This is a genomic window from Kitasatospora cheerisanensis KCTC 2395, assembly GCF_000696185.1.
Lineage (GTDB): Bacteria > Actinomycetota > Actinomycetes > Streptomycetales > Streptomycetaceae > Kitasatospora > Kitasatospora cheerisanensis.
This window is the reverse complement of sequence record NZ_KK853997.1, coordinates 845864-865665: the sequence shown is the minus strand read 5'-3', so window position 1 is coordinate 865665 and position 19802 is coordinate 845864. Positions and strand designations below refer to the sequence as shown.

The following is a 19802-nucleotide window of genomic DNA, read 5'->3' as shown; positions in this document are numbered from 1 at the left end:
GCCGCCGGTCGGGCTCGTCAGCGGCCGAGGGTAACCCTGCCAGTGCCACCTTCCCGGAGGGTGGCTTCGGCCGGGGTCTGCCTCCGCCCGCCGGAACGGCGCAGGCTCCTTCCCGAGGTCATCGCAGCGCCCGGGGCGCTCGCAGCGCCCGAGGTCTCCGACGCGCTCGACGCGCTCGACGCGCTCGACGCGCTCGACGCGCTCGACGCGCTCGACGCGCTCGAAGCACCGAAGCACCGAAGCACCCGAAATGCCTGAAGTGCGCACAACGAAGGGAAGGTTGACCGACATGTCGACAATTCAGCTGACCGGGCAGGCGGAGCCGGGCACGGCGCCACGCCTCGCCGGACGCACCCTGGTGGTCCTGGTCGTGCTGCTGGTGGCCCAGTTCATGCTGGCCGTGGACTTCTCCATCCTCAACGTGGCACTGCCCGCGATCGGCACCGGCATGGGCCTGCCGATCGGCCGGCTCCAGTGGATCGCCACCGCGTTCGCGCTGCCCGCCGCCGGATTCACCCTGCTGTTCGGCCGGGTCGCCGACCTGTTCGGCCGCCGCCGGCTGTTCCTGCTCGGACTGGCCCTGCTGGCCGTCGCCTCGCTCGCCGGCGGCCTCGCCACCGACCCGGCCGTGCTGATCGCCGCCCGCGTCGCCCAGGGCCTCGCCACCGCCGCCGTCACCCCCGCCGGACTCGCCCTGCTCACCACCGCCTTCCCCGAAGGGCCGCTCCGCGAACGGGCGTTGGGCCTCAACGGCGCCCTGATGTCGGCCGGCTTCACCGCCGGCGCGGTGCTCGGCGGCGTCCTCACCGACCTGCTGTCCTGGCGCTGGGCGTTCCTGATCAACGTCCCCGTCGCGCTCGCCGTCCTGCTGATCGCCCCCCGCGTCCTCGCCGAGTCCCGCCCCGAGGCCGCCGCCCGTGAACGCCTCGACCTCCCCGGCGCGATCACCGTCACCCTCGGCCTGCTCGCCCTCGTCCTCGGCCTCACCGAGGCCGGCCAGCACGGCTGGACCCACCCCGCCGCGCTGCCCGTCCTGCTGCTCGGCACCGCCCTGCTCGGCGTCTTCCTGGTCGTCGAACGCCGCGCCGCCGCACCGCTCGTCCCGCCCGCCGTGCTGCGCCGCCCGACCGTCCGGCTCGGCAACCTGATCGGCCTGCTGGCCTTCCTCACCGAGACCTCGCTGGTCTTCCTGCTCACCCTCTACCTGCAGGAGGTGCTGGACTTCTCCGCCCTCGCCGCCGGGCTCTCCTTCGGCGTCCTCGGCCTCGGCACCGTCCTCGGCGGCACCCTCGCCGCCCGGGCGATCGCCCGGCTCGGCACCCGCGGCGCCCTGCTGGCCGGCGGACTCGCCCAGGCCGCCGCGACCGGCGCCCTGCTGCTGCTCGGCCCCGGCACCGGCTGGCTGTGGCTGCTGCTGCCCGCCACCTTCGTCGGCGGCGTCGGCAACATGCTGGTCATCGTCGGCTTCATGGTCACCGCGACCGCCGGCCTGCCCGACCGCGAGCAGGGCACCGCCGCCGGGCTCGCCACCATGACCCAGCAGATCGGCATCACCATGGGCACCCCCGTGATGAGCGCGATCGTCGCCGCGTCCGCGCCCGCGCACGGCATCCTGACCGGCATCGCGCTGGCCGTGCTCGCCAACACCGCGCTCGTGCTGGTCGCGGTCCTCGCCTCCACCCGCCTGAAGCAGCGGAGTTGACGCCACGTCACCCGGCCGGTCGCCCCGTCGCGGGGCGACCGGCCCGCCGGCGTCCGGCGGCTCAGGTCCGGCGGCTCGGGTTCTCCGGTGGCTCAGGTGCGGTGCCGGACCCAGACGTTGGGCTCCACGTACACCGCGTGGTCCTGCGCGAGGTCGCAGTGCACCGGCGTCAGCGCGCCCGGCACCTCGACCGCGCCGTCCCGGTCGAACGGGAGGCCCGTCCAGGCGCGCCACTCCGCCAGCGAACCGCTCACCGTCATCGACGCCGGCGCGACCCGCACGATCTCGCCGCCCGCCCGCACGTGCACCCGCAGCCACGGATCCTCCGGCAGGCCGTCCGGGCGGCGGCGCTCCACGTACTCGGCCATCGGGACGTGCGGTTCCAGGTGCTTCGCCGTCGGCCGGACCGGTGCCAGCAGGTGGCGGTGGCCCTGCGCGCCGGCGGCCGCGCGCAGCGCGTTCAGCAGCCGGGACGACAGGCCCCGGCCCAGGTGACCCGCCTCGACGGTGATCTCCAGCGCGCTGACCACCGTCGCCGCCCGCTCCTTGCGCCGGTCGTAGAACGCCCACGCCAGCACCTGGTCCCAGCCCCGGTCCGGCAGTTCGTCCCGCCCGGCGAGCCGGCCGTCGAACGGCGCGCTCATTCCCCGGGCCACCACCCGGTCGCCGTCCGTCGCCACCACGCAGTGCTCCGGGAACGCCGTCGCCACGTGCCCCATGAAGGCGTCCGCCACCGGGTCGTGCGCGACGAACTCCGGCCAGGTGTCGGCGAACTCGTAGACGCGGGGGATCAGCGAGGGGCGCTCGGCGAGCGTGGTGATCACGATGCCGTCGGTGCGGGTGGCGCGGTTCGAGTCGATCATGCCCCGGAGCCTGCCATCACGGTCCCGCGCCCGGTACCGAATATTCGCCCCCGCCCTGCGCTGCCCTGGCCGCGCCTCGCCCTGCGCGCGCCTTGCCCCTCCGCCGCCGCCCGGCCGTCGCGGCGTTCGGGTCCGGCGGCCCGGTGGGATGCTGGGGGGAGCGACAGCACCCGTCCGGAGCGAGGTGGTCGTCATGGTCGACCTGGCGTCGCAGCTGTCCCCGCCGCCGAGCGCGCAGGGCGGGAGCCCGTGGGACGGATACGAGTACGCGGCAGGCTGGGGCGTGTTCGGCCTGCCGTTCGACACCGGGCACGTGCTCGCGCTGCGGGTCTTCCCGCAGAGCAGCTTCGGCCCGTACCGCACCGTGTGGCATCGCACCCCGGACGGCGACTGGTCGATCCACGTCGACGGTCCGCACGTCGGGACCGCCTGCCCGCGCTACTACGGCGCGGCCTGCGCGCACACCGGCACCGCCCGGATCGGGCTGACCTGGACCGGGCCCGACACCCTGCTCGTCACCATGGACCACCCCGAACTCGACTGGACCCTCACCGCCGCCGAAGGGCCCGCGCTGCGCGCCCTCAACGCCGTCAGTTCCGTTCTGCCGCCGTCCAGTTGGCGGCCCGCGCCGCTGGTGCGGATGCGCGAGCTGCTGGCCCGCGGGCTCGGCCTCGGGCGGCTCCGGCTGGCCGGCCCGATGCCCAGCGGGCACCACGGGGTGCTGATGCCGCAGCGGATGTACTTGATCACCGACTCGCTCGCCACCCTCGACGGCCACGACCTCGGCCGGCCGGCCCGGCTCACCGAGAACCCCGTCATCGGCGAGGTCGCCCTGCCCGCGCGCGGCGTGCTCGCCGTCGGGCAGGCGGTGTGGCGGATCCGCGACCCGGAGGAGTATGCGCGCACCCGCGCCGCGACCGTCGGGGACGTCCCGGCCGGGCGCGCGGCCGCGTGACCGGCACCGCCCGAGTGCGGCCCGTCCGGGGGCGCGCCGGCGGTCGGCGCTGAGCTGCGGGCGCTCGGCTGCGGGCGCTCACCCGCGGGCGTAGGACGCCAGACGCTCGGCGAACTCGGCGACCAGGACGCGCAGTTCTTCGGGGCGCTCGACGGTGAACGGCCGGTCGAGCGAGGCGAGGGCGGCGGGCAGCCAGTCGAGCCGCTCCACCCGCAGCTCGACGCGCCGCCAGCGCTCGACCGTCCCGTCCCCGGCCGCGTCGTCCTCGCCCGCAGCGTCCTCGCCCGCTTCGTCGTCGTCGCCCGCTTCGTCCTCGACCGTCGCCCCGTCGTCCTCAAGTCGCGCGACGGCGGCGGGAAGGACGGTGCGGATCCGGCCGACCGTGGCGTGCACCCGCAGCGTCACCTCGTACCGGCGCTCGGCGGTGGCGAACGCCGCCAGCAGCCGCTGCGCCGGATCGAGGCCCGCGGGCACCTCGAACGAGCCGGGCAGGATCCGGGCGTCCGCGATGCGGTCGAGGCGGAAGGTCCGCTCCGCGCCGAGCCCGGCGTCCTCGCCGGTGGCGTACCACCGGCCCGCGTGGGCGACGATCCCGTACACGTGCACGGTGCGGGTGCTGCGCCGCCCCTCGCCGTCGAGGTAGCGGATCGACAGCGGTCGGCGGCTGCGGGCCGCCTCGGCGACCGCGAGCAGGACCCCGGCGTCCGGGACCTCGGGATCGCCAGGCCGGTCGGTGAAGGCGAGCGTCTCCAGGAGGGCGTCGAGCCGGAGCGCGAGGTGCTTGGGCAGCACCCGCCGGATCTTCGCCGCCGCCGTCTCGCCCGCCGTGCGCTGCGCCGGGGCGAGGCCCGCCCGGCGGCCGGCGACCAGGCCGAGCAGCACGGCCAGCGCCTCGTCCTCGCCGAGCATGAGCGGCGGCAGCCGGTACCCGGGGGCGAGCCGGTAGCCGCCGTAGCGGCCGCGCACCGACTCCACCGGCACGTCCAGCTCGATCAGGTGGTTCACGTACCGGCGGACGGTCCGCCCCTCGACGCCGAGCCGGTCGGCGAGTTCGGCCACGGTGCGCGTCCCGCCGGACTGCAGCAGTTCCAGGAGGGCCAGCACGCGGCCGGTGGGTCGGGACACGGTCCGCAGCCTACCCAGCCCGTTCGCCGGATCCGTCGGCGGATACCGGACCGATCCTGTCCGGTATTTCTCCTAGCCTGCGAGGTGCACGCCTTCCGCACAGCCGAGGAGACCTCCATGGACTTCGTCTCGATCCGCATCATCACCGCCGACGTCGCGCGCCTCGTCGCCTTCTACGAGCAGGCCACCGGCGCCCGGGCGGCCTGGGCCACCGAGGACTTCGCCGAACTCCGGACCCCGACCGCCACCCTGGCGATCGCCGGCACCCGCACCGTCCCGCTGTTCGCCCCGGGCTCGGCCCGGCCGGCCGCCAACGACAGCGTGATCACCGAGTTCCTGGTCGACGACGTGGACGGACTCCACCGCAGGCTGACCGGATCCGTCACCGACTTCGTCGCCGGACCCACCACGATGCCCTGGGGCAACCGCTCGCTGCTGCTCCGCGACCCGGACGGCAACCTGGTCAACTTCTTCACCCCGGTCACCCCGGCCGCGATCGAGAAGTTCGCACGCTGACCCCACGGACGGGCGCCCGCGCGGGCGCCGCGACGGCCCGCCGACCGGCTGACGAGGACTCATACCGATCGGGGCTAGACTGGGCGACGGTCGTGACGCCCGGTGCGTCCGGAAGGTACGGAGGTGAGAGCAGTGGAGTGCAGTAGTCCGGGCCGAAGTCGGCCCCGCTCCGGGCAGTTCTCACCCGCTCCCGGCCTCCGGAACCCCCGCCCGCGCACCGCCCGCTGAACGCCGCCCCGCGTTCCCCGGGTCCGCTCGCCCGCGCGGACCGTCCTCCGGGGCCGGCCGTCCCACCCCGCCGTGCGGGGCGCGACGGACCCAGACCCGTGGAGGTACCCGCCATGTCCGACTGGCGAGTGCGCGCCGTGCGCGCGAGCAAGCGACCGTTCAGCCGCACCACCCGGCCCGCCGCCGACCGCTCGCCGGCTCCCGAACACTCCATGGACCCGCGCTCCGACCAGAACCCGGACGACAACCAGCCCGTCACGCTGGAGCGTTCCGTCGTCGACGCCGCCGTGTACCGCGACGGGCGGCGGATAGAGACGCCGGCCAGCCTCGCCGAGATCTACCGCGAACTCCCGGGCAAGCCCGGCACCATGGCCTGGATCGGCCTCTACCGGCCCGCCGAGGCCCAACTCGTCGAAGCGGCCGAGAAGTTCGACCTGCACGAACTCGCCGTCGAGGACGCCATCGTCGCCCACCAGCGGCCCAAGCTGGAACGCTACGGCGACACCCTGTTCGTCGTCCTGCGCGCCGCGCGCTACCTCGACGACGTCGAAGAGGTCGACTTCGGCGAGATCCACCTCTTCGTCGGCCCCGACTTCGTCCTGACGGTCCGCCACTCCCAGTCGCCCGACCTGTCGATGATCCGCGGCCGCCTCGAAGCCGACCCCGAACTCCTCGCCCTCGGCCCCGAAGCCGTCCTCTACGCTGTCCTGGACGCCGTCGTCGACGGCTACGCGCCCGTCATCGCCGGCCTCCAGCACGACATCGACGAGATCGAGACCGAGGTCTTCGGCGGCGACCCCCGGGTCTCCCGCCGCATCTACGAACTCTCCCGCGAGGTCATCGAACTCCAGCGCGCCACCGGCCCCCTGCTGGAGATCATGCGCGCCCTCGAAGCGGGCTTCCAGAAGTACGGCACCGACGAGGAACTCCAGCGCTACCTGCGCGACGTCGCCGACCACGCCACCTACGCCGCCGAACGCGTCGACGGCTTCCGCCAGATGCTCCAGAACATCCTCACCGTCAACGCCACCCTGGTCTCCCAGCGGCAGAACGAGGAGATGAAGCAACTCGCCGAGGCCGGCCACGCCCAGAACGACGAGATCAAGAAGATCTCCTCCTGGGCCGCCATCCTCTTCGCCCCCACCCTCATCGGCACCGTCTACGGCATGAACTTCGACTCCATGCCCGAACTCCACTGGGCCTTCGGCTACCCCTTCGCCATCGGCCTGATGGGCGTGGTCTGCGCCAGCCTCTACTTCATCTTCAAGAAGCGCGACTGGCTCTAGGGTCTTCTCGCCCGGTGATGCGCAGTGGGCGGACACGAGGCGGCTTCTTAAGTCACGCACCCTTGCACCGGTCGACCTGAACCGTCGTTTGACGGATGTCTCGCAGGTCGATCCGGACCAGGATATGGGCAGCGGTCAACCGGTGAAGGCCCGTCAGACGGGCGGGGAAGGCGCCGGTTCGCCCCTGGATTCGCAAGCAAGGGCTCAGGCTCTCACAGAAACCGAGTGAGGACACGCGCATGTATTCCCGACTGAAGCGAGCAACCTCGGCCGTCGCGGTGGCGCTGGTCGCCTCTGCCGCGGCCCTCACCGTGGGCACCGGCACCGCGACGGCGGCTCCGAGCGCCGCGGCCACCACGATCAACGAGCTGTACTTCTCGTACACCCAGGCAGCGACTGCCTGGAATCAGTGCCAGCTCGGAATCGTCCACTTCAACAACGTCTACTACGGCAACCCCAACGGCGGGAACGACGAGTACTTCTACTGTGCGCCCGGTGCCAACGGTGCCTGGAATCTGTGGTGGCGGCACAACGTGTGAGCCGGGCGGCACACCCGACGGGCGCAACTCTTCGTGGGCAATCAACGGAAGGTGAGGAACCGCACCATGTTCTTGAGGATCAAGCGAGCGTCAGCCGTTGTGGCGCTGACCGTCGCGGCCTCTGCCGCAGCGCTCGCCGGAGGTGCCGGCGCAGCCGTCGCAGCTCCGACGGGCACGACGGCCTCGGCGGCACCCGCTGCCACCTACGTCAACGAACTGTGGATCCAGTACCAGAACGGCGGCAGCTCGTACAACGACTGCCAGGTCGGCCGCGCGTACTGGAACAACATCGCCTACGGCAACCTCACCGGAGAGGCCGACGAGTACTTCTACTGCGCGTCCGGCGCCAACGGCAGCTGGAACCTCTGGTGGCGGCACCCCGGTTAAGTCGTCGTCCCGTGGGGCGTGTTGGACAGTCCGCACAGGCGGCGACGGTTGCGCGCACGGTGCCGGGGACGACCTCCGTCCGGGCCGCGAAAGACCCTTGCCCCTCCCACGTGCCCCCCTGCGCGGCTTGCGTGCCCCGCCGGGTTCGTTCGTACCGTCACCGGGTCCGCAGTTCCGGAACGGTGGGGGCACAGTGGAGAAGTCGGTGGAGACGGTCCTGGAGGATCTCGTCGAGGCGTCGACCGTTTCGGTCCGGTCCGGCGAGGATCTGCTCGGCAAGGTGAAGGCGGCCATCGCGGCCGACGACAAGAAGCGGGCGGACCGGGGCGAGGGCGGGCTGCGCCGCAAACCGCACCTCGCGCCGCTGCACCGTGGGGAGTTCACCCGGGAGCAGACCGTCGCCATGTGGGACGTCCTGCACACCCTGGCCTCGGCCACCGCACTGTCGGCGAAGGGCGCGGGCCGGGGGATGGCGGAGCACTGGGGCGCACTCAAGTACCACCAGGCCCTCGCCGTCGGCGGGCAACTGCAACTGCCGGGCCACGGCCAGTACCTCAGGCTGACCGGCGAAGGCCGGGGGATCGGTGACTACTACAAGCACCAGCAGTCGACCGAACTCGGCACCGGACTGGCTCTCACGATCGCCAAGCACGTTCTCGGGCTGCGGTATCCCCACCACTGCGTGTCGATCCTGCCCGTCGAGACCGTGCTGCGTGCGGGCTGGGCGGTGACCGACACGGGCCGGGAGGCGCGCAAGGGAGGCGGCGCCGGCCATCGGTACCGCCCGCAGTACCTCGCCGAGGTCTGGCGGCCGGGGGAGGCGTCCTTGGTGGTCCCCATCGTCTCGAAAGGGAACCACAGCAATTCCCTCACGTCGGCCGGGCAGTTGGCTTCCGCCTCCGCGCACGCCGAGGGTCTGCACATCGGTGAGTGGAACGAGACCCCCGGGCTGCTGTTCAGCACGGAGTTGTCGCGCGCGGGTGTGGTGACGGTGCACGTCCTGCGGGCGGTGGGCCGGGGCGGTCGGCTCGACCTTCCGGACGGGGAACTGCCGGTGAGCTTGAACGAGCCTTCCCGGCCGGCGGTCCTCGTCCCCGGTGTACGGCGACCGGCCGAAGGAGGCCGGGTGCCCGAGCCCGAGCCAGGATGGCACCTCGGGCCAGACGACTTCCGTTGGTTCCAGGAGACCCTGGGCCGTACGGAGGCGGCCGGTCTGATGGCGTTCACCGACTCGGGCAACGGCACCGCACAGTACTTGACGGTCGCTCAGGGACGGAAGCGGTTCGAGGGCTACGATCACGCGGCCGGCGTCGGCCCCGGGGACCTTCGGGAGACGATACGTGGCGAGTCGTACGTCGGCACCGATCACGTGTTCCGGCTGAACGGGACCAGGGTCGAGGCGTTCTCAGGAGTTCACACGCGGCTATTCGACCTGCTGATCGGCGGTGACGTCGCGGAGTACCGCGCCGTCGTCCACGCGAACCGACGCGACCGGCCCTGGGTGGGTCTGGACGAGAAGTGGGGCGGCCCGGTCTCCGTGCACGCGGACGGGTCGGTGCTCGCGCTCCGCGTGCTGACGGACGGTTCGCGCCGACCGGCCGTCAGAGCTGCCAGTCCGGGCAGTACTGGAGGTGGATGCGGCGGGGGACCGGGGTGTGAACGGGGTAGGTGAGCCAGGGGCCGGCGTCGAGTTCGGTGCACTGGTGGGTGGCGGGCCAGGTGTGGTGGGCGGCGGGGCCTCGGTGAGGAGGTGGCGGAGGCCTATGCCCTCGAAGCGGTAGGCGGCGGGGCTGCCGGTGATGACGAGGGTGCGGGCGGCGCGGTCGAAGCGGAGGTGGTCGTGGGGGCGGCGGCGGACCGAGGTGTGTTCGGCGGGGAATTCCCGGTCGGGGGTGGCCGTGGTGTGCGGGCGGCCGGGGCCGAGGCGGTTGCGGAGGGCCTTCCAGTCGGCGGGGCGGAACTGGAGGCTGTGGTGGACCAGGAGGACGTCCAGGGCGACCGGCGGGATCTCGTTCGGGAGGCCGTCGTGGTAGCCGGCCGGGGCGGGTCGGCCGCGCAGCGGCAGGTGGACCAGGGAGCGCGCGGAGCGGGCGGCCAGGGACCAGAGCGCCGCGAGGCGGCTCAGCCCGTCGAGGTCGGCGTACATGTCGAGCAGGTGGTGGCGGTCGAGGAGGACGAGCCGCCCGGGGCCGTCGGCGGCCCGGATCACCCGGTACTCGGTCGGCCCGGTACGGACATGATGAACCGTCACCCGCTGCTGCACGAGTTCGGACTCTAGCGGGTGACGGAGGGCCTCTCACCAGGTTTTTCTCAGCCGGCCGGGACGACCAGTCCGAGGTCGCCGTCGAGCCGCCGGTAGAGGAGGCGGCCGCGCCGGGTGACCGGGTCGGCGAAGAACAGGTACGGGAGTTCGGCCGCGGTGAGGCGGGCCGCGGCCTGACGGTCGGTCAGCGGCGGTGCCGGGTGCGGGCTGAGCGTCAGCGGCGTCGCGGGGCGCTGCGGCGGCGCGGCCGGCAGGGTGCGGGCCAGCCGGTAGCCGGTGGGGCCGATCCGCTGGACGACGGCGTCGGTCTCGGTCGCCGGGTCGGTGAACAGGTGGACGTCGTAGTCCATCGCGTCCAGGGTGCGCACCGCCGCGTCCGGCGAACACCACACCAGCGACGGCGACTTGACGCGGACGATGCGCTCGCTGCCGGTGGCCGGCACGCCCACGGCGCGGTCGCCGGAGGGCCAGGGCCGGGGCCGCCAGCTGGCGGAGACGGTGCGGATGCGGTGGCGCAGTCCGTCCGCGAGCCGGTCGGCGGCCTCACCGATGCCGCGGGCGGCCAGTTGGACCCGGACCCGGCGCCCGTCGACCTCGGCGTTGACCTGGGCGAGCACCCGTCCCGGCGCGGCGGCCAGCCGGATCCGGACGGCCTCGACCAGCGCGGAGGCGTCCTGCGCGACGGCGGCGATCCGGGCCCGGGCGAGAGCGGCCGCCTCGCCCGGCAGTCCGGCCGGGTGCAGGGTGATCGACTCGGCGACGTCCATGGCTGTGCTTCCTCCTGGGAGGGGAGAGGGGAGGTCAGTGCGGGCGGGTGCGGTTCAGGGCGACCAGCAGGATCAGCAGGCACAGCCCGACCGACCCGGCGACGGTGACGACGGCGGAGCCGGCCGGCCCGGTCCGTCCGGCGAGCAGCGTGGCGGCGGCGGTCGCGGCGGCCACGGCCAGCCCGCCGGTCACCCAGCCGACGGCGGCGGGCGACGGCCGCACGCCCCGGACGGTGGGCAGTTCGTACGGCGAGACGCCCCAGACGCGGTCCTGTTCGCGCAGGTCGGCGCGGCGTTCGGCGGCGGCGAGGACGCGCAGCGCCAGCCCGGACAGCGCGCCGGTGAGGGCCGCGCCGAGCGGCACGTGCCAGCTGAGCGGGGTGGTGAGCAGCAGCGCCGCCGCGCCGAGTCCGCACCACCACAGCAGGCAGCCGGTGGCGGAGAGGCGGACGGCGCGCGGGCGGTCGGCGCCGGCCCGCAGGTCGAGCAGCGCGGGCAGGTACCAGGCGCTGCCGGCGGCGGTGAGTACGGCGGTGCCGAGTGCCAGGACGGGGTGGGCCATGGCGGGTCCTCCAGTGCTGAGGGGTGCCGTCCCCGCGCCCGCCCCGGACCGGGGGAGACGGCGGGGCGGGGACGGCGGTCGATGGGCCGTCAGCCGGCTCGCGCCGGCGGACGGAAGGGCCGGCTCAGTCCTCGGACGCGGAGGATCCGAGGCGGCGGCGCTCGCGCTCCGGCAGGTCGAACCGGGCCGGGGTGACCTCGGCCAGGTGCGGCGCCGGGGCGCCGTGGTTGTCGAGGTAGTCCGCGGCGGCGATCTCCGGGTGGTGCAGCTCGAACGCCGGGGATTCGGAGCGGATCCGCGGCAGCTTGGTGAAGTTGTGCCGCGGCGGCGGGCAGGAGGTCGCCCACTCCAGCGAACGGCCCCAGCCCCACGGGTCGTCGGTCTCCACCTTGGGTGCGTACTTGGCGGTCTTCCACACGTTGTACAGGAACGGCAGGATCGACAGGCCGAGCAGGAACGAGCCGATGGTGGAGATGGTGTTGAGGGCGGTGAAGCCGTCACCGGCCAGGTAGTCGGCGTAGCGGCGGGGCATGCCCTCGGCGCCCAGCCAGTGCTGCACCAGGAAGGTGCTGTGGAAGCCGATGGTGAGCGTCCAGAAGGTGATCTTGCCGAGCCGCTCGTCCAGCATCCGGCCGGTGAACTTGGGCCACCAGAAGTGGAATCCGGCGAACATCGCGTACACCACGGTGCCGAACAGCGTGTAGTGGAAGTGCGCGACGACGAAGTACGAGTCGGAGACGTGGAAGTCCAGCGGCGGCGCGGCCAGCAGAACGCCCGTCAGGCCGCCGAACAGGAAGGTGACCAGGAAGCCCGTCGTCCACAGCATCGGGGTCTCGAAGGACAGTGAGCCCTTCCACATGGTGCCGACCCAGTTGAAGAACTTCACCCCGGTCGGGACGGCGATCAGGAAGGTCATGAACGAGAAGAACGGCAGCAGCACTTGGCCGGTGACGTACATGTGGTGCGCCCAGACGGTCACCGAGAGGCCGGCGATGGCGATGGTCGCGGCGATCAGGCCGGAGTAGCCGAACATCGGCTTGCGGCTGAACACCGGGATGACCTCCGAGACGATGCCGAAGAACGGCAGCGCCAGGATGTACACCTCGGGGTGGCCGAAGAACCAGAACAGGTGCTGCCACAGCATCGGCCCGCCGTTCATCGGGTCGAAGACGTGCGCGCCGAACTTGCGGTCCGCCTCCAGGGCGAGCAGCGCGGCCGCCAGCACCGGGAAGACCATCAGCACGAGCAGCGAGGTCAGCAGCACGTTCCAGGCGAAGATCGACATCCGGAACATGGTCATGCCGGGCGCGCGCATGCAGATGATCGTGGTGATGAAGTTGACCGCGCCGAGCACGCTGCCGAAGCCGCTGAACGCCACGCCCATGATCCACATGTCGGCGCCGATGCCCGGCGAGTGCACCGCGTCCGACAGCGGCGCGTACGCGAACCAGCCGAAGTCCGCCGCGCCCTGCGGGGTGAGGAAGCCGGCCGCCGCGATCAGCGAGCCGAACATGAACATCCAGTACGACAGCATGTTCAGCCGCGGGAAGGCCACGTCGGGCGCGCCGATCTGCAGCGGCATGATCCAGTTCGCGAAGCCGGTGAACAGCGGCATCGCGAACAGCAGCAGCATCACCGAACCGTGCATGGTGAACGCCTGGTTGAACTGCTCGTTGGAGAGGATCTGCGTCCCCGGGCGGGCCAGCTCGGCGCGCATCACCAGCGCCATCACGCCGCCGATCAGGAAGAACCCGAACGCGCTGACCAGATACATCGTGCCGATCGTCTTGTGATCGGTGGTGGTGAGCATGCGCACCAACGCGCTGCCCGGTGTGCGCCGGGGAGCGGCCTCAGCCGTCCCCCGACTCGCCTCGATGGCAGCCATCGGCCGCCCTCCTTCGTCCTTGCCGAACCTGGTGGCGCCACCGCCCGACGGGCCGTCACCTGCCATGACAGGGGACAGGCGAGGCCCGGGCCGGACGGTGGCGCATGCCGAACCGCCCGGCCCGCAGGTGCTTCCGGGGAGTGGAGCACCCCGCCGAGCGGCAGCGCTCCATGCTCGTTCGCGGACGGGTCGCCACCCCAGGGCCGATGGTCCCGCGCGGCACGGCCCGACGTCCCCCGTCCACGGGCCCCGGCGAGCCGAACGGCCCGAGGACGGCAGGGACTGACGGACCGCCAGGTGGCGACGCGGCTCGACACGGGTCCGGCACGTATCCCGTTCGGACGGGCGCTGACAGCGCCCCGGGACGGGCCTGCGGGGCGGCGGGGCGGGCGTACGGGGGCGGCGGGGCGGGACACCGAAGCCCCCGCGGAGGAGCGGCGGGGGCGTTCCGGCCGGGGCCTTCCGGCGGCGGGTGGCGGCGTCAGGCCGCGACGGGCTGGGCGCGGTGGTGCAGGTGGTGGGTGCGGACGTCCGCGTGGTGCAGGGTGCGCAGGCCGGCCGCCAGCCGGGCCGGGTCCTGGCGCAGCCACAGCCGGACCGCGGTGCCGAGCGCCTCGCACGGCGAGCCCGGGCGGACGCCGCTCAGCTCGGCCATCCGGTCGGCCAGCGCGGGCAGCAGCTCGGCGAGCTCCGGCGGCAGCCACACCGTCACCGCGCACGGCGCGAACCGCCGGAGCTCGTCGGCGAGTTGGGGCGTGCCACCGGTGAGCAGGAAGGGCAGCACGTCCAGCAGGGCGTCCGCCACCACCTCGGACACGTCGCCCCGGTGCCCGTGCGCCAGGCGGCGCAGCAGCGTCCGGTCGGCGGTGGTGAGCCGGACAGCAAGCATGACCTCGTCGGATTCCATCGCTCGGCCTCTCCGGGCACCCACGCCCAACCCGACCGACCCGCCGCGTGCGGGCCGGACTCACAGACAAACGCTGACCTGTTGACCTGGGGTCACTGTCCCCAAGCCGGAAACGGCGGCGGAAGGGCCGAACGGCCCCGTTCACCGGGCCCGAACGGCGGGCCGGCCGCGTCTTCGGGACACCCGGGACGGCGCGGGGCGCACTCGGGTCGCGGCAGCGTCGGGGCGCCGCAGTGGCGGGGCGACCGCACCGTGGGGGCCGCCGCGAGGCGTCACCGCGGGGCGGCCGTCGAACCGTCGTAGCGGATCCGGTCGTCCGGCACGCCCGCGTCCAGCAGCAGCGAGCGCGCCCCGGCGACCATCGCGGGCGGCCCGCCGAGCAGCGCCAGCCCGGGCACGCTGTGGTGGCCGCGGAGCAGGGCGGCCAGGCCCTCCAGGTCCGGGCCGAGCACCGGGGTCAGCTCCAGCCAGGAGCGGTTGGCGGCGAGTTCGACCAGCGCGGGCCAGTCGTACAGCTCCTCCCGGCCGCGTGCCGCGACCACCAGCCGGACCCGCCGGCCGCGCGCCCGGTGGGCCGCCGCGAACTCCTCCACCAGCGCCTTCATCGGCGCCAGGCCCGTGCCGCCGGCCAGCAGCAGCAGATCGCGGTGCACGTCCTGCCCGCCGAGGTCGAGCGACAGCTCGCCGCGCGGCGGCCCCACCCGGATCTGGTCGCCGACGCCGGTGCCCTCCACCAGGGCCGCGCTCAGCCCGCCCGGGCCGGTGCGGCGGACGTGGAACTCCAGCACCCGGTCCTCGCGCGGCGCGCACGCCACCGAGTACGGCCGCCAACTGTGCGGCAGCAGCGGCGACTCCAGTGCCGCGTACTGCCCGGCCCGGTACGGGTACGGCTCGCCGGTGCGCACCCGGAGCACCGCCAGGTCCGGGCGCCGCCGCTCGTGCTCGACCACCTCGCCGTGCCAGAACGGCGGTTCGGTGGCCGCGCCCTCCGCACCCGCGACCATCGCCGCCACCGCGAAGCGCAGCATCCGGGTCCAGGCCGCCTCGACCTGCCCGCTCCACGCCGCGCCGCCGCGCACCCGCAGCGCCGTGGTCAGCGCCTCCTCGAACGCCTCGTAGTGCGCCGGCCACACCCCGAGCTTGCGGTGGTCCGCGCCCAACGCCCGCAGCCTGGCGCCGAGTTCCTCCGGACGGTCGAGGTGGCGGATCAGGTGGTGGAACATGTGCCCCAGGTGCTGGCGCTGGAACTCCATCGACTCCGGGAACAGCCGCCGCAGGTACGGCCGCCGGACGAACATCGCGTCGTACAGCACCTCGATCAGCGCGTCGAACGGCAGCAGCGGCTGGAGGTGACGGACGATCAGGTCCCGGTCGCCGGGCTCCGGGAGCTCCACCGCCGGGCCCTGCGCCGGCCGGGACGGCGGGGCCAGGATGCTGCGGCGCAGGCGCATCGCGTGGTGCCGGGCGAGCAGCCGGTCGTACTCGGGGCTGAACGCGTCCTCGTCCTGGGCGCCGAGGGTGTGGACGGGGCTGCTGGGGGTGGCGGTGCGCGGGCGCGGAGCGCCACTGCTGATGAACTCCATGAACGCCAGGCTAACCACCCGCGAAGCCGAGATGATCATGGACTGTTCGGCCGCCCGAGGCCGGGACGTTCGGCCCTTGACCTGCGGGGACGCCACTCGTACCAGGGGCCCGCCGACAGTCGCCGGCGGACCCCTGACGGAACGTCAGGCGGCTGCGGGGGCCGCGCCCGGCGTCCGGGAACGCCGGTGGAACAGCCCGCCCAGGGCCAGCCCGCCCGGGCCGACGGCGGCGATCAGCAGGAACGCCCAGCAGAACATCACGGCCGGCTCGCCGCCGTTCTGGATCGGCCACAGGGCGTGCTCCTGGTGCACGCTGAAGTACGCGTACGCCATCGAACCGGAGCACACCAGCGCCGCCGGGCGGACCACCACCCCGAGCAACACCAGGACGCCGCCGGCCAGTTGGATCAGTGCGGCCCACCAGCCCGGCCACTCGCCGAACTGCGGGGCCTTGCCGTGCGCCCCGCCCAGCACCCCGAACAGGGTGGCCGCGCCGTGGCAGGCGAACAGCAGCGAAACGACGATCCGGGCCAGGCCCAGCACCGTGGGACGTGCGCGCTCGGCGAGCTGCGACAGGTCTTCGATCATGAGAACTCCTCGCGTGGGGACGAGAGACCGTTGAATGTCGGGCGCAGGGAGTCGCAGGGAGTCCGCCGCCGCCGGATCCGGGGTGGGGCCCTGAGGCCGGCTTGACGAAGTGTTGCCAATTCTGGCGCGCCCCACGGGGTCGGCCAAGCAGGGGAAGCTCTGAGATTCCTCTGAGTGTGGCCCGCCACCGTCCCGAGCGGCGGGTGCGAGCGGCGGGTGCGAGCGGCGGGTGCGAGGGGCGGGTGCGAGGGGCGGGTGCGAGGGGGAGGGGCCCGAACGTCCCCTTTCCGGTGAACCCGGGCCCGCCGGGCGCGCGGGTGACCCGGCGGGCCGTCGCGGTCGGCCGAGGCGTACCCGCTCGCCGTTCCCAAACCGACTTCGGAGAGTTCGGCGGCGGCAGGTGCGGCGTGCGTCCTGGCCCGGGCCCAACGATTCCGCAGGTGAGAGGGCCCGTCCGGGGCGGGAAGGCGCCCCGGGGGGCGCGTGAACCAGGGCGTGTCGCCCGACCGGCTTGGACGGGAAGGCCGACGGGCGCCGGGGCGTGTCCTACGCTGGGCACCATGTCGAACCCCGATGGGCTGCTCGTCGACATCGCCGCGATGGTCGAGTCCGAGCACAGCAACCAGATGTCCCTCACCGTGGTGGTTCCCGGAGCCGTGATCACCGGCCGGCTCGCCCCCGTCGCCCTGTGGTGGGAGCGCGTGGCCGACGTCCTCCAGGCCTCCGACCACCTCAAGCCCTTCGCCGCCCTCTTCGCCCCACCCGCCGAAGAGCCGCCCGGCCGCCCCACCCACCTCCACCTGCACCGGGCGAGGATCCTCCAGGGCGACTTCGGCCTACCGCACACCGGCGGCATGTACCGCATCGCCATCGCCGACATCAGCGCCTGGTCGGTCGGCGACCTCAGCTACTCCGACGCCTGACCGGGCCGCGACCCTGCCGGGGCCCGCGGCCCCGGCAGGGTCGCGGCCGTGAACACCCGCGCTGTGGTGCCGCGTTGGCGCCGCCGGCCGGCCGCACCCGCCGGCGGTGTCCACCGACTCGTGCCGGACTTGGGCGTTTCGTCACGATCATCGTGCCGGGAAGCTCCTAGCCTTGGTCCATGGAGGACGTCTCATCCGACAGCGGGCCGGACAGCAGCCACCCGGGGGCGACGCCTCCGACCGGGCGCCGTCCGGCGGTTCACCGAGGGCGGCCTCCGTCCGCCCGGAGGACTCCACGGTCGGTGACGGGGCGGTCGAGCTTCCCGCCTGGGGCAAGGCGCTCGGCTGGGCCGGTGTCGCCGGGCTGATCTACCTGCTGATCTGCGCCGTCAGCATCATCAGCGGCGGCTTCGCGGACCTGGGCGGCGACGCGGCGCACAGCCTGTTCGCGTTCGCCGCCAACCCGTGGGTCGGGCTGAGCGTCGGCGTCCTCGGCACCGTCCTGATCCAGTCGTCGACCACGACGACCGCCATCGCGGTCACCGCCGTCGGGTCGGGCGCACTGCCCATCGAGGGCGCGATCCCCATCATCCTGGGCGCGAACGTCGGCACCACCGTGACGACGAGCCTGGTCGCCCTGACCTTCATCGGCGACCGCACCGAGTTCCGCCGGGCACTCGGCGCGTCCACCGTCCACGACTTCTACAACTGGCTCGCGCTGCTGATCTTCTTCCCGGTCGAACTGATCTGGCACCCCCTGCAACACATCAGCCACGCCCTGACCGACGCGCTCTACGGCACCGACTGGCTGCCCGACCCCGCCCACTTCAACATCGTCCGGTCCGCCACCCGGCCGGTCGAGCAGGCGGTCGTCCACGCGACCTCGCACGTCGCCGGCACCCTCGGCCCGCTGTCCACCATCGTGATCGGCGCCGCGCTGATCCTGGTCGCCGTCCGCTACCTGGGCAAGCTGCTCAAACTGCTGATGGTCGGCAGGGCCCGCGACGTGCTGATCAAGGCCGTCGGCCGGAACGTCTACCTCGCCATGGCGTCCGGCATGGGCGTCACCGTCGTCACCCAGTCCTCCACCATCACCACCTCCGTCCTGGTCCCGTTCGCCGGCGCGGGCATCCTGACGCCGGCCCAGGTGTATCCCGTCGTGGTCGGCTCCAACCTCGGCACCACGTTCACGGTCGTCTTCGCGGCGTTCGCGGGCGTCGGACCGGACGCGAGGATCGGCCTCCAGGCCGCCTTCGTGCACCTGATCTACAACCTGTTCTCGATCGTCGCGATCTACGTGATCCCGCTGCTGCGCCCCGTGCCGCTGTTCTGCGCCGAGAACCTCGCCCGGGTCGCCTCCGAACGCCGCTGGGTCCTGGCCGGCTACCTCGGGACGGTGTTCGTCGTCCTGCCCGCGATGGTGATCGTGCTGGTGGGCGTGCTCTGAGCGACGGGCGGTCAGCGACGGGCGGTGGGCGGTGGGCGTTCGGTCGTGGTTCAGGCGGCGGCCTGGCGGGGCAGTGCGGCGAGCAGCTCCGCGACCCGGCCCGCGCCGTCCTCCTTCGCCATCCGGGCCGCCGCCGCTGCCGCGGAATGGCGGAGCGACGGGCCGTCGACCGCCGAGCGGATCGCCGCGGCCAGGCGCTCCGCCGTCAGCTCGGCGAACGGGACCGGCGCCACCGCGGCCCCGACGGCCGTCAGCCGGCGGGCCCAGAACGGCTGATCCGCCGTCACCGGGACGGGCACCGACGGCACGCCGGCCCGCAGCGCCGCCGCGGCCGTGCCCGCCCCCGCGTGGTGGACGACGGCCGCCATCCGTGGGAACAGCGCCGCGTGGTCGAGCCGACCGACCGTCAGGACGTCCGCCGAGTCGACCGACAGCCCCGCCCAGCCGGCCTGCACCACACCCCGGCGGCCCGCCGCGCGCAGCGCCTCCGCCGAAAGCCGGCTCAGCCGCTCGCCCTGGCCCGAGCCCATGCTGCCGAAGCCGATGAACACCGGCGCCGGGCCGGCCGCGAGGAACTCCTCGACCTCGTCCGGGAGTTCGCCCTGCCCGGCCGGCCACCAGTTGCCCACCACCTCCAGCCCGGGCCGCCAGTCCGCCGGACGCCGCACCAGCGCGGAGCTGAACCCGTGCAGCACCGGCCACTGTTCGCGCGCCAGCCTGCGGCGCATCGCCGACCCGGACAGCGGCGGCAGGCCGAGCCGGGCCCGCAACTCCGCGACGGCGTCCCGGTGCAGGCGGTCCACCACGCCCAGCGCGGCCCGCCCGGCCATCCGGTTCCCCCACCGGCCGAGCGACCTCGCACCCCCGACCACCGGCCCGAACTCCCCGGTCGGCTCCACCGGTTGGAGGTACACCCCCGCGCTGGCCGTGCCCGTCGCCTCCGCCACGTGCCACCCCAGCGGGGCCGTCGAGGTCGACAGCAGCAGCACGTCCGCCCCCGGCTCCGCCACCTCGGCGATGCCCCGCCCCAGCTCCCCGACGAACTGCTTCGCCCGCCGCAGCATCGCGCCCTTCCCCCGCACCGGCTCCCCGCCCGCCTGCGGATCCCCCGGCAGCGGCCGGAACTCCAGCCCGCACCGCCCCACCAGCTCGGCGTGGCTCCGGTGCGTCGCCAACGCCACCTGGTGGCCCGCCTCGGCCAGCCGGACGCCCAGCCCCGTGTACGGCGCGACATCTCCGTGCGAGCCCGCCGCCGTGATCAGAATGCGCATCTTCC

At 73.8% G+C, this 19802-nt stretch carries 20 protein-coding genes; 11 read left to right on the top strand and 9 right to left on the bottom strand.

Annotation, left to right across the window (positions count from 1 at the left end):
* Positions 1-60 precede the first annotated feature (60 nt).
* Together KCH_RS40920 and KCH_RS03805 are read left to right on the top strand one after the other, a co-directional pair.
* A complete protein-coding gene (locus KCH_RS40920; protein ID WP_035858969.1) occupies positions 61-258 on the top strand; it encodes a hypothetical protein in 198 nt (65 codons plus the stop codon).
* A gap of 31 nt (positions 259-289) precedes the next feature.
* Positions 290-1702 carry an MFS transporter gene (locus tag KCH_RS03805; RefSeq protein ID WP_035870682.1) on the top strand — a complete coding sequence of 471 codons (1413 nt, stop codon included), beginning with the start codon at positions 290-292 and terminating at the stop codon, positions 1700-1702.
* Between the two features lie 92 nt (positions 1703-1794).
* Here the strand turns inward: KCH_RS03805 and KCH_RS03800 are convergent, their stop codons facing one another.
* Positions 1795-2565 carry a GNAT family N-acetyltransferase gene (locus tag KCH_RS03800; protein ID WP_051652705.1) on the bottom strand — a complete coding sequence of 257 codons (771 nt, stop codon included), beginning with the start codon at positions 2563-2565 and terminating at the stop codon, positions 1795-1797.
* Between the two features lie 193 nt (positions 2566-2758).
* Here KCH_RS03800 and KCH_RS03795 point away from each other — a divergent pair, with 193 nt between their 5' ends.
* The gene (locus KCH_RS03795; protein ID WP_208865915.1) at positions 2759-3520 is read left to right on the top strand and encodes a hypothetical protein; all 762 of its coding nucleotides are present in this window, start codon (positions 2759-2761) and stop codon (positions 3518-3520) included.
* Between the two features lie 78 nt (positions 3521-3598).
* On the opposite strand, the gene KCH_RS03790 is transcribed toward KCH_RS03795, so the two are convergent.
* A complete protein-coding gene (locus KCH_RS03790; protein ID WP_035858966.1) occupies positions 3599-4645 on the bottom strand; it encodes a helix-turn-helix transcriptional regulator in 1047 nt (348 codons plus the stop codon).
* A gap of 117 nt (positions 4646-4762) precedes the next feature.
* Between KCH_RS03790 and KCH_RS03785 the strand changes: the two genes are divergently transcribed.
* The 6 genes from KCH_RS03785 (at position 4763) to KCH_RS40915 (ending at position 9879) form a co-directional block, all read left to right on the top strand.
* Positions 4763-5161, top strand: a complete 399-nt coding sequence (locus KCH_RS03785; RefSeq protein ID WP_035858963.1) for a VOC family protein — start codon at positions 4763-4765, stop codon at positions 5159-5161.
* A 341-nt stretch (positions 5162-5502) separates the two neighbouring features.
* A complete protein-coding gene (locus KCH_RS03780) occupies positions 5503-6675 on the top strand; it encodes a magnesium and cobalt transport protein CorA (protein WP_035858949.1) in 1173 nt (390 codons plus the stop codon).
* Between the two features lie 239 nt (positions 6676-6914).
* A complete protein-coding gene (locus KCH_RS03775) occupies positions 6915-7214 on the top strand; it encodes a hypothetical protein (protein WP_035858947.1) in 300 nt (99 codons plus the stop codon).
* 66 nt (positions 7215-7280) lie between these two features.
* Entirely contained in the window at positions 7281-7601 is a 321-nt protein-coding gene (locus KCH_RS03770; RefSeq protein ID WP_157031877.1) for a hypothetical protein, read from the top strand.
* A 193-nt stretch (positions 7602-7794) separates the two neighbouring features.
* Positions 7795-9273, top strand: coding sequence for a hypothetical protein (locus KCH_RS03765; protein WP_208865914.1), 1479 nt, complete (start codon positions 7795-7797; stop codon positions 9271-9273).
* Between the two features lie 78 nt (positions 9274-9351).
* Complete coding sequence (locus KCH_RS40915) at positions 9352-9879, top strand: hypothetical protein (RefSeq protein WP_035858941.1); 528 nt, start codon at positions 9352-9354, stop codon at positions 9877-9879.
* Between the two features lie 32 nt (positions 9880-9911).
* Here the strand turns inward: KCH_RS40915 and KCH_RS03755 are convergent, their stop codons facing one another.
* The 6 genes from KCH_RS03755 to KCH_RS03730 all read right to left on the bottom strand — a co-directional run bounded on the left by KCH_RS03755 (position 9912) and on the right by KCH_RS03730 (position 16156).
* Positions 9912-10631, bottom strand: a complete 720-nt coding sequence (locus KCH_RS03755; protein WP_051652704.1) for a sigma 54 modulation/S30EA ribosomal C-terminal domain-containing protein — start codon at positions 10629-10631, stop codon at positions 9912-9914.
* A 34-nt stretch (positions 10632-10665) separates the two neighbouring features.
* Entirely contained in the window at positions 10666-11193 is a 528-nt protein-coding gene (locus tag KCH_RS36775; protein ID WP_051652703.1) for a hypothetical protein, read from the bottom strand.
* A 124-nt stretch (positions 11194-11317) separates the two neighbouring features.
* Entirely contained in the window at positions 11318-13078 is a 1761-nt protein-coding gene (ctaD, locus tag KCH_RS03745) for an aa3-type cytochrome oxidase subunit I (protein ID WP_051652702.1), read from the bottom strand.
* A gap of 481 nt (positions 13079-13559) precedes the next feature.
* Positions 13560-13985 carry a hypothetical protein gene (locus tag KCH_RS03740; protein WP_035858938.1) on the bottom strand — a complete coding sequence of 142 codons (426 nt, stop codon included), beginning with the start codon at positions 13983-13985 and terminating at the stop codon, positions 13560-13562.
* Positions 13986-14257: 272 nt separating this feature from the next.
* Entirely contained in the window at positions 14258-15568 is a 1311-nt protein-coding gene (locus tag KCH_RS03735; protein WP_084224146.1) for a globin domain-containing protein, read from the bottom strand.
* Positions 15569-15712: 144 nt separating this feature from the next.
* Positions 15713-16156 carry a DoxX family protein gene (locus KCH_RS03730; protein WP_035858937.1) on the bottom strand — a complete coding sequence of 148 codons (444 nt, stop codon included), beginning with the start codon at positions 16154-16156 and terminating at the stop codon, positions 15713-15715.
* A 560-nt stretch (positions 16157-16716) separates the two neighbouring features.
* Between KCH_RS03730 and KCH_RS03725 the strand changes: the two genes are divergently transcribed.
* Positions 16717-17079: a hypothetical protein gene (locus KCH_RS03725; RefSeq protein ID WP_035858933.1), complete on the top strand. Its 363-nt coding sequence runs from the start codon at positions 16717-16719 to the stop codon at positions 17077-17079.
* 172 nt (positions 17080-17251) lie between these two features.
* Entirely contained in the window at positions 17252-18526 is a 1275-nt protein-coding gene (locus KCH_RS03720; protein ID WP_244305129.1) for a Na/Pi symporter, read from the top strand.
* A gap of 50 nt (positions 18527-18576) precedes the next feature.
* On the opposite strand, the gene KCH_RS03715 is transcribed toward KCH_RS03720, so the two are convergent.
* Positions 18577-19797, bottom strand: coding sequence for a glycosyltransferase (locus tag KCH_RS03715; protein ID WP_035858931.1), 1221 nt, complete (start codon positions 19795-19797; stop codon positions 18577-18579).
* Between the last annotated feature and the right edge of the window lie 5 nt (positions 19798-19802).

Excerpts from the sequence above, each read along its gene's own strand:
- KCH_RS03735 (WP_084224146.1), bottom strand. The coding sequence starts at position 15,568 with ATGGAGTTCATCAGCAGTGGCGCTCCGCGCCCGCGCACCGCCACCCCC.
- KCH_RS03715 (WP_035858931.1), bottom strand. The coding sequence starts at position 19,797 with ATGCGCATTCTGATCACGGCGGCGGGCTCGCACGGAGATGTCGCGCCG.
- KCH_RS03805 (WP_035870682.1), top strand. The coding sequence starts at position 290 with ATGTCGACAATTCAGCTGACCGGGCAGGCGGAGCCGGGCACGGCGCCA.
- KCH_RS03755 (WP_051652704.1), bottom strand. The coding sequence starts at position 10,631 with ATGGACGTCGCCGAGTCGATCACCCTGCACCCGGCCGGACTGCCGGGC.
- KCH_RS03800 (WP_051652705.1), bottom strand. The coding sequence starts at position 2,565 with ATGATCGACTCGAACCGCGCCACCCGCACCGACGGCATCGTGATCACC.
- KCH_RS03725 (WP_035858933.1), top strand. The coding sequence starts at position 16,717 with ATGTCGAACCCCGATGGGCTGCTCGTCGACATCGCCGCGATGGTCGAG.
- KCH_RS03775 (WP_035858947.1), top strand. The coding sequence starts at position 6,915 with ATGTATTCCCGACTGAAGCGAGCAACCTCGGCCGTCGCGGTGGCGCTG.
- KCH_RS03785 (WP_035858963.1), top strand. The coding sequence starts at position 4,763 with ATGGACTTCGTCTCGATCCGCATCATCACCGCCGACGTCGCGCGCCTC.
- KCH_RS03770 (WP_157031877.1), top strand. The coding sequence starts at position 7,281 with ATGTTCTTGAGGATCAAGCGAGCGTCAGCCGTTGTGGCGCTGACCGTC.
- KCH_RS03730 (WP_035858937.1), bottom strand. The coding sequence starts at position 16,156 with ATGATCGAAGACCTGTCGCAGCTCGCCGAGCGCGCACGTCCCACGGTG.
- KCH_RS03740 (WP_035858938.1), bottom strand. The coding sequence starts at position 13,985 with ATGGAATCCGACGAGGTCATGCTTGCTGTCCGGCTCACCACCGCCGAC.
- KCH_RS36775 (WP_051652703.1), bottom strand. The coding sequence starts at position 11,193 with ATGGCCCACCCCGTCCTGGCACTCGGCACCGCCGTACTCACCGCCGCC.
- KCH_RS03780 (WP_035858949.1), top strand. The coding sequence starts at position 5,503 with ATGTCCGACTGGCGAGTGCGCGCCGTGCGCGCGAGCAAGCGACCGTTC.
- KCH_RS03795 (WP_208865915.1), top strand. The coding sequence starts at position 2,759 with ATGGTCGACCTGGCGTCGCAGCTGTCCCCGCCGCCGAGCGCGCAGGGC.
- ctaD (WP_051652702.1), bottom strand. The coding sequence starts at position 13,078 with ATGGCTGCCATCGAGGCGAGTCGGGGGACGGCTGAGGCCGCTCCCCGG.